7 protein-coding genes are annotated in these 12897 nt (G+C 37.2%); 4 read left to right on the top strand and 3 right to left on the bottom strand.

The window, feature by feature from the left end:
* Window positions 1–302: 302 nt before the first annotated feature.
* Complete coding sequence (locus EHQ64_RS00110) at window positions 303–1430, top strand: hypothetical protein (RefSeq protein WP_135647381.1); 1128 nt, start codon at window positions 303–305, stop codon at window positions 1428–1430.
* Between the two features lie 167 nt (window positions 1431–1597).
* Here the strand turns inward: EHQ64_RS00110 and EHQ64_RS00105 are convergent, their stop codons facing one another.
* From EHQ64_RS00105 to EHQ64_RS00095, 3 genes are read right to left on the bottom strand one after another with little or no spacing between them, the layout of a single operon-like run.
* Entirely contained in the window at window positions 1598–2191 is a 594-nt protein-coding gene (locus tag EHQ64_RS00105) for a tetratricopeptide repeat protein (protein WP_135647379.1), read from the bottom strand.
* A complete protein-coding gene (locus tag EHQ64_RS00100) occupies window positions 2188–3555 on the bottom strand; it encodes a Kelch repeat-containing protein (RefSeq protein WP_135647377.1) in 1368 nt (455 codons plus the stop codon). The genes EHQ64_RS00105 and EHQ64_RS00100 overlap by 4 nt, the downstream gene beginning before the upstream one ends.
* A complete protein-coding gene (locus EHQ64_RS00095; RefSeq protein WP_135647375.1) occupies window positions 3552–4421 on the bottom strand; it encodes an LA_3334 family protein in 870 nt (289 codons plus the stop codon). The genes EHQ64_RS00100 and EHQ64_RS00095 overlap by 4 nt, the downstream gene beginning before the upstream one ends.
* Before the next feature lie 272 nt (window positions 4422–4693).
* On the opposite strand from EHQ64_RS00095, the gene EHQ64_RS00090 reads away from it, so the two are divergent.
* The 3 genes from EHQ64_RS00090 (at window position 4694) to EHQ64_RS00080 (ending at window position 12883) form a co-directional block, all read left to right on the top strand.
* Entirely contained in the window at window positions 4694–11824 is a 7131-nt protein-coding gene (locus tag EHQ64_RS00090) for an RHS repeat-associated core domain-containing protein (RefSeq protein ID WP_135647373.1), read from the top strand.
* A gap of 182 nt (window positions 11825–12006) precedes the next feature.
* A complete protein-coding gene (locus EHQ64_RS00085; RefSeq protein ID WP_135647371.1) occupies window positions 12007–12333 on the top strand; it encodes a hypothetical protein in 327 nt (108 codons plus the stop codon).
* 175 nt (window positions 12334–12508) lie between these two features.
* Complete coding sequence (locus EHQ64_RS00080; protein ID WP_135647370.1) at window positions 12509–12883, top strand: hypothetical protein; 375 nt, start codon at window positions 12509–12511, stop codon at window positions 12881–12883.
* Window positions 12884–12897 lie beyond the last annotated feature (14 nt).

Raw genomic sequence — 12897 nt, 5'->3', positions numbered from 1 at the left:
AGCGGATGAAGCGATCGTACCTTCAGTACGATCGTTAGAGTAGGCTTTAATTGTGAGCTTTGGTGGGGAGAGATATAGCAAATTCGACCAATTTGATGATCCCCCAGAGGATGTATTGGAATTTGCGTTTAAAGTCATATTTGATGTGGTAGAAGTCGACACAGATTTAAGCACTATATAGACTACTTGAAGATCTAAAAAATGAATGTCTAGAAAAATATATGTCAACAGGATTTTTAGATATCATGAAATAGTAATTATACTAGGTTCATTGCCTTGATATAGAGATCCCAGATTTCTCAATGATAAATAAAAAGAAGACTAACCCACGAAAGAATGAGAAGAAAAGACAGGCTATCCCTGCTAAAGAACGAGAGTTTGAGAAGGTTGGGAATGCTAAAGGCAAAGGCTTAAAGGGAAGTCAGAGAAGCATTGTGATCGATGATTTCATTGAGATCCGAATTCTTGATAATGCTATTCCGAAAACTATGGATAAAGGTCTTTGGCGCATTCTTAACGTTCAAGATTGGTTTCCAATGAAACAAGAGAAGAATGTAAAGTCTGATTCGGCGTTAATTTTATCTTTGATTCGATATGGCTTTACCAAAGAGGAAATCACGAGCATTTACACAGATTATAACTATAACATAGAGAAGTTTAAATATACGGGAGCGGGGCACAATAGACCTGCCTTTGTAAGAGAAATCGAAGAGCTTTTTAAAAAAGCAAAAAGGAAAAACTTTCAAACGGAATGGGAGAATATTTTTTCCAATTTTCGGATATCAGATAACGCCAACCTATTAGATCAAATAATTGCTGTCCTTTTAGTAAAAGAATATCACTGGACATTAGCTGGCATACCCAGAGTTAACTATTCTAAATTAAGTTGGGAAAGTGGATATTCAAATTACAGAGTCGGTAAGGCCATAAAACGATTTGTTGATGAGGAAATTATCCATATTCATTCGAAGCCTACGAACAAAGGGGGCAATTACGACGGGTGCAAATTTGCTTTTAACGCTGATCGAATAAAGTCTCTAAAGGTCAAATATTTCAATGTACCTGTGATTTACGAAAGGGCGCGGCCAGTTAATCTATTTAGTCCGGAAATTTATCATGAATATTTTAGAGAAATCCCAAAGAGTATCTATGCTATATACAAAATCATAAAAACTCATTATTTTGGAATAGAAGCGAAAGATATAATTACTATGGCGATGTTTCACGGATTGAGCGAAAGGGTTGTGTATAATGCACTGAAAGATTTAAAGCGTGATAGGATAGTCACGTTAAGCGGTAAGATGTATTTTCTGAATAAGCTTAAAAAGGAAAATCTTGATTCACTCGCTCAGAAATTGCGTAGAATGAAAGAGAAGGAAAAATATAAGATTGGTAATATTAAAATCTCATTTCCTCCCGACCATTCGTGACAATTTCTAAGGCTAATTTCTACTTTCTATGTACCCAACCGGTTTGAAGAATATTCAAATAGGGTAATCGGTTACTACGGATTAGATTATATGGACCTGCTTTTGATGCGCGAGTAAAGAGAGCTTATGCGGACTTAAATTGATAGTAATTTCTAACAGTATTCATACTAAGGTTTATTAGATTTAAAGAAATATATACATTGGATCAAAATCTGAATTCCTAAAAGAACCTGAATGATTACTAATAGCCATTGAGTCGAAGATGAATTTCTTACATTTTCTAATTCATTTCGAAGAAGATTAATTTCCTGTTTCAAGGAGTTCAAACTTTCTTTAAGTTCCGAGTGCTCTTCAGTTCTTTTTAAATTATTAAAAGTCTGAGTTGTTTTCCTGACCCTTTGGTTCTTTAACTCTGCAAGTTCGGATTGTAAGGTTTCATTTAAAGGCCATTTTTCGTAAGCCTTATCAAAATAACTCCGGGCCGAAGCTAAATTTCCTTTTTTTCTTTCTTCGCTTCCTAAACCGATCCAAGCTTGAGTAAGAATCAGTTCTGCTTTATTGTTGGAAGGGTCAGATTCCAAAATCGAATTAGCTAGTTTTTCTGCTTCCGAGAATCGTTTTTCTTCTATTAGCTTTTCGCCTTCTTGGACCCATGAACTTTCTGATATATCATTTGAAAATGTGTCTAAAGAAAACATAAAGAAAACTAAGATACAAACCCAAGTTAAACGAAATGATCTTTTTATTAAAACTTGTTTCATCTATCTATCCGAATTGCTTTATGTCCGTATCGTCGATGCGGCATCGGTTCTATTAATGTAGTCCAAGCTGATAAAATTGGATCTGCACTATCTAAAGAATAAACACTATTCTCTGCAACATTGATGGTATGTGATCCACCAAAGACGAATATCTTCCTAGTCTCATAGGAGATTTGTGAAGCAGGGTAGTATAAAGTATTTGGAAGTGTCGGACCTGCAGAAAATGTAGCTGAACCTGGCAACAGAAACTCTGTCTTATCGGATGGCACGATAGAAGTTGCCGGTTGAGCAACGTTTCCGGATCCGGTAGATCCACCAATAACAGCGAACCAGTTTGAATCTGTCGGGTATGCATCGCTAGGAGCTGGTTGGATACATAGACCGGCAGCTCCATGTTTTGATTCACTTAAGCTAGGTTCACTAAAAGAGGTTGTAGTATTTGCTGATGAAACAAATGCATCAGTCGAAGTATTAGTGCTGCCAGTATTATATGTTCTTCCACCTGTATAAAAAATTGTTCCATCGATCCCACAGCCTGACATATCCACTCTACTAAAAATAGTTGAAGCAGATGAATAAGATACCCATTGTCCAGTTGCTCCAATATCGGGATAGAATTTCAGCACAGTATTCAACACTGGACCGTTCGTCATATCCGGGGAGTTAGAGCCTGAGATAATATAAATTTCATCTCCAACAGAGCCAACAACGGCTCCTTGGGATCCGGAAGGCAGAGGAGACATTGTTGTCCAAATATCTAAATATGGATCATAGGCTTCCACTTTTAAGGAGGATACATACGTCCCCGAATTGTTTTCTAAACCGCCGATTACATATATTCTATTTTTATGAGATACGACTGAGGCATAAATTCTTGGAGTAGGTAAGCTTGTGATAGAAGGATACCAGGTCCCAGTAACTGGATCGAACAAATCTATTTCTGCAACAGGAAGTGCATTGGAACCGATACCCCCAACTAGCCAGATCCCTCTTGTTTTAGGAGGGTCACTTGAAATCCAAGTGACGAATTGTAAGACCTGTCCTTCTAACATCTTTTGTGAACCACAGGTTAGAAAAACTGTGTATTCTGTATTCGGGTTTAAGTTTTCTAACTGAATAAAATGATTCTTAGAAGATTTTAGTAAGCTTGGATACACACCTGAAGATACATAGGCTGTTCCTTTCGCTTCCATAGAACATTTCCAAGAAATCGTAGCCGATGTCGGACCTAATTTAGCGATGAATGGAAACTCCGCTTTTGAAGCTTCCTCACCCAAGATCCCGGCTAGTTGCGAATGTCCACAGCTAAAGATGAAGAAAAATGAAAGTAGAATGGTTTTAAAGAATATAATATGAGACTTCATATTTGAAATCCCCAAGAAAACCGAATACCTGATTGGCAGAGAGTAGATCCAGAATCCCAATGACATTGTGAGCGAATACCTGCTCGAATTAAGTGTTTTGAATTCGTTTCCCAAGCCCAACCGAATTCAATAGAAGTATCGGGAGTAATTGTTGATCTAACATCATCTCCGTCAGATCTCGAAATCGAACTAGCGCCTATACCTAAAATCCAGTAAGGCGAAGATGATCCGTAAGACTTTCCTAGATAAATTGATTGGCTCCAAATGGAAAGTTGTCCTGCTTTACCTCGTCCATAAGTAAAATCTGAATTAAGACCATAAAATCTTCCTGGCACTATGGAAGATTTTTCTAGAAACAAGCCGCCTCCATAGGTAAGTGGAAATGCTTGTTGCCATGTTCCTAACGAAGCATATCCCAAAGTGGATATACCCATCCTCCAAGTTCCTGTTCGTCCGTCGGAATCTATGTATCTATCTGGAATGGTTGGCGGTGTTTCGACTATATCGCCGTTATATGAGGCGACTTTGCTAGTATCCAATTCTACAAAGCCGAGTTCAGTTTTGAGAATTAATTTAGAATCCTTTTTCTCAACTAAGATACCTTTTAACATAGTTCCATCGGAAAGTTGAAACTCAGAGTATCTATAGGAAGAATCAGAACCTTTTTTCCGAGGATCTAACCTTTGGATTTCGGTTTTAGGAACTTTATACTTTTGATCCTTCCATGAAAACGTAATGTAAGTTCCACTTTCAACTGCTTCCTCGACGAGGAAAGCGTCTCCATTCTTAAAGAGTAATTCTACTCCGAACTGACTTGTGTAGGGTAAAAAGAAAAGAATAAGTATCCAGAAAAATCGCTTGGACATGAGTCGCTTTAGAGAGCGGAATTCTCATTCCAGAGAATCAGAATTCGCTTAGTAATTTACACCATTAGAAACGTAATATAATGAACGAGTTTCATTTTGAAGCTTTAAGGAAAACAAAATTCTTGTAAGTTTGAAAAAAATTGCCAATTTAAGTCAGATATGTTTGACAGCACTTATTTGCCACGCGTTAGTTACTCTAACTACTTTGTCCCTAATGGGTTACTTATGGGCTAATTAGTTTACAAAGAAAAAGTGAAAGGATCAGAGGGCGAATGGCGCTAGTTCTAAAATCTAATTTCAAAATATTGAGAAAACTAAGATTTTTATACAACAAGGTTCCACTTCGGCTTCAATTCCTTCTTTGGATAGTTCCTGTTCTATTCACTTGCCTTGGATTCTTCTCTCTCTTTTCTTTTACCCAGGAATCGACCATTCCTTTTCCTCTTCCTGAAGTGACGGTGAATTCTTTGGGAAAAGCAGTTACGAATATCGAAATTCCTTTGCCCCCAGGAACTGGAAATGTTGTTCCTTCACTCTCGTTAAAATATAATTCAGAGCCTACAAATGGAATCCTCGGAGTAGGTTGGGAATTGGATGGGATCGAATTTATTTCTAGAGATCCGAGCTATGGAATTCATTTAGATACTTCTGATCATTATACTTCATCTAGTGCAGGCCCAATAGTGCTAACTTCCACAGGTGATCCTGGATATTATCATTCTAAATTCGAATCTTTCCACCGATTCCAACCAATAACTCTTTCTGAATGTTCGAACGGACCCTGTTCTTGGATAGAGAAATCTCCAGAAGGGATTACATACAATTACGGTGAAAGTGCATCAGGTGGCACTGACTTCCATTCACAAATAATGGCAGAAGGGACAAACACGGTAAAGATTTGGGCTTTAAATAAGGTCCGAGATTTACACGGAAATGGATTTGATATTATCTATCTTCCCGAAACTCAAACTGATTATTATACGCCTCTTCCATACCAAATTATCTATAATCAAGGTGCTACAGTAATTGAATTCGAATATGAAAATCGTTCGGATAAAGAATCCAATTTTGGATTCGGTGGTCCACTTCGCCTCTCGAAAAGATTATCAGGAATTACCGTAAAATTCCAAGGAACCACAATCGATGAATGGGAATTTGATTATGACTACGGATCAAACGGGCAATCTCAATTAACGGAAATCGAAAGAGGAAATTATGCACCTCTTACATTCCAGTATTTTAATGGTGATTTAACTTTTGATACAGGAATGAAAGCATCAGAATTAAATTTCACTGGGCAAGACTTTAATACATATTATAAGAATTCAGACAACACTTATTGTGCTTCTAGTTATAACACTTGTTTAAGCACTGTTTTCTTCGGAAATCCGTTTAGTGCTTTGATGTGTTTGCTTGCGATTAAGGAGGCGGCAGGAGATTGTGATCGAGGGATCGAAAAGAATATCACATTATTCGGAGACGTAAACGGAGATTCTATCGCTGATTTTGCGAGAGTCGTCCCTGCTGGATTTAAAAGACCGGATGGTGTTCTTGTAAATGCTTTAGCCCAAACATTAGGAAAATTAAAAGTAAATCTTATCCAAAAATCGGGTAGTTCTGTTTCGATGGGGGTGGTTACTTTAACCTCTGATCCTTTTTTATTGACCGAAGCTACTAAGATTCTTCCTGGGGATGTTAACGGAGATGGAAAAACTGATTTTCTTATATTAGAAGATTATGATGCCTCTCTCAAGATTGCTTATTCAACTGGGACTGGATTTAATACTGTAGATACAGGAATCCCGTTAATTATACCGAAGAGAGATAAGAAGCGTTGGTATTATCTTCGTCCAGATCAAAAAGTATATCAATTTGCTTCCGATTTTAATGGGGACGGAAGAATTGATTTTATTCAATATAAATCCAAAAATCTACAAGTGTTTTTTGCAAATGATTCAGGGCTTAGCACTACTCCCAAAATTATTCCTTTCGCTCAAATTGGAGAATACGGAGATGCAAATCAAGCTCTCGTAGATTTAGATGGAAACGGTATTCCTGATCTTGTGAGATTTTATCAAATCGATAATTCTACGGAGCGAAGACTTCTTTTTACTCTTTTTGATGAAAACCAAAATGTAATTTTGAACAATACAAAAGTCTTTAAAGAAGATGGTTTATACGGAAATTTCTTTTTCGCCGATGTAAACGGGGACAATTTATTAGATTATATAAGTATAACAAGTGGAGGGAATATAAAAATTAGCCACTTTGATGGAAAAGATTTTTTACCTTTTAGCTCGACTGTTTACGTGAATGGTCTCCACTATATGGAAGACATATCCAAATACATGATCTCAAGTGTTTCTGAACCTTATCTTTTGGATTTGAAGCGAGATGGAGAACCTTTGGATAAGATCCTCGCTCTAGACTTATATGAGCGTCCTGTTTTGCATTTGTACTTGCATGACAATATTTCTCAGTTTACTCAAGACATCGCTGTTGATATGTATTTTGATCCTGGAGTATCAGTTGGCCAGGCTGCTACTACCAATTATGATATTGATGGAGACGGAAATACTGAAGCCATATATATTAAGACTTATTACGATCCAACCCAAGAGGTCAATACACAAGTCTGGGAATTAAACATAGAATATTCGAGCGATGGATATCACTTCAAGCATATATTAGATCAGCCTTGGCTTTATCGAAATTATACCGGTACATCTTCAACAGCTGATAATAGTGGAATGACACTTTCTTTATACAAGAGTTGGAAACTCGGAAAAACTTTCACGGACATGAACGGGGACAATCGCGCTGATCTGGTCTGGTTTGATGGGGATGATATTCGCGTTTCGTATTCAGTTATGAATGGAGATTCTGTTTATTTTGACCCAGATGGGGATTTTGTTGTTCCGGCTAATTCTTTTAATGCAGCGATAGATCTGAACTTAGATGGTAGGCCAGATCTACTTGGAATTGAGTCAGAGATGAATCCAGTATATTCATTCAATGGCTATACAACCATTAATAGTGATACAACAGTCTCTATGACTGGAAAGATCCAGCTTTATTATAAAGAATTTCCAGAACCCATCGGGATTTTAAAAGGAATAGCAAATGATATCGGTGGAAAGCAGATTTCCATCAATTATGCAGATGCTCATTCTCTTGCCAATGCGATACCTAATGCAAGTGCCAATGCGTATCCTGTTCTTTCATATAATGCCCCAGATTATTTAGTACAGAGTGTTCAGACGAACTTTGGAGAGGGGAATACTGGTAGTACTAATTTTTCTTATCTTAATCATTGGTTCAGAACAGGTAATAGAGATGAAAGAAGGAACTTAGGATTCGAAAAGATAACCTCTACTTCTTATTTAAACCAAATTGAATTAACTAAGACCGAGCAATATACGATTCAAAATGGAACATTTTATACCGATGGAATTGTCTATCGCAACTCGAATTATACCCGTGGAAATTTGGTTAGCGATAAAGTCAGTTCAATAGTTGCGGTTAATTCTCCGTTTGGGACAAAGTATTCAAGGTCAAATGGTGAATCCGAGCTTGTTTATAAGGGCGGAGAGTTACTTACTCAGAAATCGACAAGTGTGGCTTATGATACATATGGAAATCCAACCAATATTGCGGAAACAGTTGGAAATTATACAACGACGACAAACAATACTTTCCAGGCAGACTTAGGTCTTTGGTTGCTATGTAAGATCCAATCTTCCCAGAAAACAATTAATGGGCTATTAGTTCAAGACAGGACTTTTTCCTATACCAACTTTGATTTGACTTCAATTGAGGATTTTTCGGGGAAATCGGAATATTCTTCTCAAACTTTTCAATACGATTCTTATGGAAATCGGATCTCCATAAAAGATACATCTAATCGAGAGATGACGATCGAATACGATAGCGTTGTTCATAAATTTCCTATTAAAGTTACAAATCCGTTAGGACAGATTATTCAGAAAGAATACGATCTTTCTCGTGGTCTGGAAACCAAGACAATTGATCCGAATGGTGGCATTAGAGTTAATAAATATGATGTGTATGCAAGACCTATTGAAGTAATTCTTCCCGGAGAATCTGATTGGAGCCAGAGATACGTATATGATCTAACTGGCCAGCCAGGAAATACTGTACAAATGTCCGTTCTCGATAGTGAAAATGGAGAAGTTCCTACAAAAGAATATTACGATGTTCTCGGTCGATCTACTAAAAAAGAGACTTCTTTAGGCAATGGAAACGTTTTAGTCACTTCTTCTGAATATAATTTAGATGGGACTTTAAAGCGCAAAGCGAATCCATATATTTCGGGAATCGATACAACTCATTTTACAGAATACGAATACAATGGACCCGACGGATCTTTGAGCAAGATCATTTATCCTGATGGAAGAACTTCTGAAATTTTTGAATCAGGATTTACCAAAGAGATTGTTCTTAAATCAGCAGATACGGAAATCCAAAGAGAAAAAATTGTTTCCGATGAAAGAGGTAAAGTTCTTTCGAAAGAAATTCAAGGAACTCAAGCGTTTAGTTATGTATATGATGCTGCTGGACGGCTAACTAAAATTACAGATGTTGCATCAGATGTAACGAAAATTTATTACGATTTGGTTGGACGAGTTGTAAAACAATCAGATTCGAATTCTGGAACTACCCTCAATCAGTATGATACTGATGGAAAATTGTGGAAATCAACAGATGCTAGAGGGGTTACATTAACATATTCTTATGACTCACTAGGAAGAGTATCGACTGTAAATGGAGGATCCAATTCTAATTCGATTAGAGTCTTCGAATATGATACGGCAACCAACGGAATCGGGCGTGTTGCAAAAGTGACCGATGGAAGTGGATCTACTCAGTTTGAGTATGATATTCGAGGAAATACAATATCGACTAAAAAACAGATAGATGATCTGATCTTTGTTTTCCGATCAGAATACGACTCGCTTGGAAGACCAATAAAATTGACATATCCAAATGGTTCGATTGCACATAATGAATATTCGGCTGGTGGGTTCTTAAATGGTGTAACTATGGATGTTCCGGACCAGGATAGTTATGGTTTTCCAATTGTAGAATACATTGGTCCTTCCATAGATGAAACATCTGGAGAAATCCAAGTCGTTAGAAAAACGGGAAATGGTGTAGAAACAAAAATTAATATCGATCCAATCCGTGTAAGGGCGAAGGAATATGTTACAACCCTTCCAAATGGAACAGCCGCGGAAAGTGTCTCTTTCTCATATGACGAGAAAGGAAATATTATATCCATTGTGGATCGCAATCGTCCAGATCGTACACAAAGTTTTACATTTGATACTTATAATCGCCTCATACAAGCTACAGGGAAGTATGGAACGGAAGATTATTCTTTCTCACCAAATGGAAACCTCTTAAAAAAAGGAACGACTACATATCAGTATACCGATTCTAATCATACACAGGCTGTTACTTCCATTTCTCTTTCAGGCGGAACGAGTAAGACATATTCATACGATGCGTCTGGAAATATGGTTCGAAGAGATGATTCGAATATCTACTATGATGAGTATGGTAAGCCAATCCAAATAGAGTCTGGATCGGACCTAACTGATTTTGCTTATGATTACACTGGATCTAGAGTTAAACGAACTCGAAATACTGATGGATCAATATTGTTCAGCGTAGGTGACCTTTACGAAATACTGCGTAAGCCTGGGAAAAGCGATGTACATACTTTATATGTAAAAGGGGCAAAGGGGGAGATTGCTGCTCAATTTTCCAGGACGGATTCAACTTTAGTTAGCTGGAACTCGAATCAAAATAATTCGATTTTAGCTATTATAGATAATATCAACGTTTCTTTAAAAGAGTTATTTTATAAAATTCTTGGAGATTTGCATAGACTTGCCTTTTCTCATAGCGGAAACTTTGCATTCTCATTCAGATTGGTCGTTCTTGCTTTCGGGACATTAATGATCTTAATACTGTCCTATCATCGAAATATGAGGACCAACTTTTTCCAAAATCGGAAGTGGGTCGTTTCAATTACTCCATTTTTATTAATCTGCGTATTTTCTTCGGTTGGTTGTAGTGGGTTGCTTCCAGGGGGAGAAAGCGGTACTCCGCCTTGGTTACTTATTCCAACCAATATTGATGGAGATACCCCGAGTATAGATGTACCGAACCCAGGTGGTGGAAGCGGTAGTTCTAACGGATCACCTGCCACAGGTCTCTATTTCTATCAAACAAACCATTTGGGAAGCGTTACGATGCTCACCGATGGTAGCGGAAACCAAATAAGCGGTGGTTCCATGCCTGGGGCAAGCCATGTAAGTTATAAACCGTATGGAGAGATATTAAGAACTGATTCGGCTGGTCCAGATATCTTTAGATATAAGTTCACTGGCCAGATTGAAGATTCTGACAATGGGCTTTATGATTATAAGTCTAGATTTTACGATCCTGAATTGGGAAGATTCTTAACCCCTGATAGTATAGCTTCTGCTAACCAGTCTATGGGAATGAACCGGTATATGTATGTAGAAGGAAATCCTCCGAATTTTGCAGATCCTTCTGGTCATAATAAATGGATTCATCGTTTTAATAACTGGGTTAAAGCAGTCGTTGGGCAAGATAACGAGCAAATGAAACGAAATTTGCGTAAAGATATCATTGGCGCTATGATTGACTCGGATAACCCGGCTCTTTCGATTTTGGGACAATCGTATCTTCATCATGATAATAAAAAGCGATTAAGACAGGCACAACGTGAACAGATGATGATGACTGCTGGGGCTATTGTATTAGCTGCGGCTAGCTTTGGTGCCGCTACTTTATTGGAGGGGAGTCTCTTTTGGTCCGGGGCTTTTACATGGTTAGGTTCTATTGGTATGGGTTATGCGATTGGATCTGGGATAGGGTATGTTGCTGGTGGATTTTTGGGAGCTAAAGAAGGAGAACATGGATGGAATAGTAGGTCTGCTTTATATGGAGCTGCGATTGGAGGTCTTATTGGTGCTGCCATTGGAAATATTGTAGGTATGGAAATGTGGGCCGAAGGTTATGCAACTTCGGCTTCCGCTGAGGATGTTGAAATTGGTAAATTTCTATTTGGGGACCCAAATGGAGCGACTTCTTTCTTTACTGAAACTGCAAGTACACCGTTTGAACCTGGTTTAATACGTTTTTTAATACCAACTATAATAAAAACAGGAATCGTAGAATACGGATTTATGACAAATAGCTCTCATGCTTATGCTGATGGATCAATTTACAGTCTGAGCATACTCTTTAATACATTTTTACCTACTGTTTCAACTATTGAGCATATTCAAGAATTGGAGGATCATTATACGCATCTAACATTTTCTCATAGTCGCGGGAGTAATTAAGAAATATGTTAGTAAGCATACGCAAATATAGAAGATCATTCGTATTTTTTTTCTTACTCCCCTTCTGCTTGATATTGTTACAGAATTGTACATGGAATAGAAAGTATTACATCGCTTATCATCCAATATTAGAAAAGAGTATTTGTTTTATTGAGTTCTCAAAATTCAGTAAAAAACTTGAAATGCGGAATGAAAGACAGGCAGAGTTCTATTTAAAAATTCCATATACGTTAAGTAAACAATCTTCAATTGAAGCCTTGGATCTTTCGAAGGACTTTCTACCTAATCCTGAAGAATATCATTTTATTAATCGTAGTTGTGCAATCTTTGAAGAAAAGTTAGATTCAACATGCTTTGAAAAATTTCCGATCGAATGCGGAAAGATTGAAATTTTAATAAAGTATCGAGAAAGATACATCTCAATTATCCCAGAAATTGCGAAAAATACCGAACTACATATAATTGATGTAATTGATGCAAAGGTGAAATATGAAGTTGTTCGTCCTTAAACTTAGCATTTTAGTATTTATAATTTCTAATTGCATGATTGACTTGATCTCACCCTCCTCGCCGAAATTGAATTTCAAAACCAGATATTACGCTCTGAATAATTTCGAAAATTCATTCATTCTAATTAAGATTAAAGGAACGCAAATCACGGAGTCGGAAACTACAAATGTTTATTTGCCGATTATTCATTCCACTATTTTGGATCAAGATGGTGTCAAAAGAAGAGTCGCTCTTAGGCCAGTAAGGAAAACATTCCCGAATTTTGATGATCAGAATAAGGATCTATTTGGAAATTACTATTCGGTGCCAGTTACATGTGTGGGTCTGTTTCCAATACCTACAGGGCCAATAGGCACCTCAATTCAGATTCGATTTGATAAAAGAAAAAAAATATGGGACGATTTTCCTGAATATAGTGAAAATGTGAACATTGATCTTAAGCTAAATGAATCATTCGAAATTGTAATCGATACTTCAAATGGGAAGATGGTGAATAGAGTTATTGAAACTCCAAAGGAATTATTGAAGAATTTATGTAATAGCAGATGAGTGTTGAACTATTA

The organism is Leptospira sarikeiensis (assembly GCF_004769615.1).
Lineage (GTDB): Bacteria > Spirochaetota > Leptospiria > Leptospirales > Leptospiraceae > Leptospira_B > Leptospira_B sarikeiensis.
Note: the sequence above shows the minus strand (reverse complement) of the source record. Positions and strands in the feature narration are given on the sequence as shown.

Excerpts from the sequence above, each read along its gene's own strand:
- EHQ64_RS00100 (WP_135647377.1), bottom strand. The coding sequence starts at position 3,555 with ATGAAGTCTCATATTATATTCTTTAAAACCATTCTACTTTCATTTTTC.
- EHQ64_RS00085 (WP_135647371.1), top strand. The coding sequence starts at position 12,007 with ATGCGGAATGAAAGACAGGCAGAGTTCTATTTAAAAATTCCATATACG.
- EHQ64_RS00095 (WP_135647375.1), bottom strand. The coding sequence starts at position 4,421 with ATGTCCAAGCGATTTTTCTGGATACTTATTCTTTTCTTTTTACCCTAC.
- EHQ64_RS00110 (WP_135647381.1), top strand. The coding sequence starts at position 303 with ATGATAAATAAAAAGAAGACTAACCCACGAAAGAATGAGAAGAAAAGA.
- EHQ64_RS00090 (WP_135647373.1), top strand. The coding sequence starts at position 4,694 with ATGGCGCTAGTTCTAAAATCTAATTTCAAAATATTGAGAAAACTAAGA.
- EHQ64_RS00105 (WP_135647379.1), bottom strand. The coding sequence starts at position 2,191 with ATGAAACAAGTTTTAATAAAAAGATCATTTCGTTTAACTTGGGTTTGT.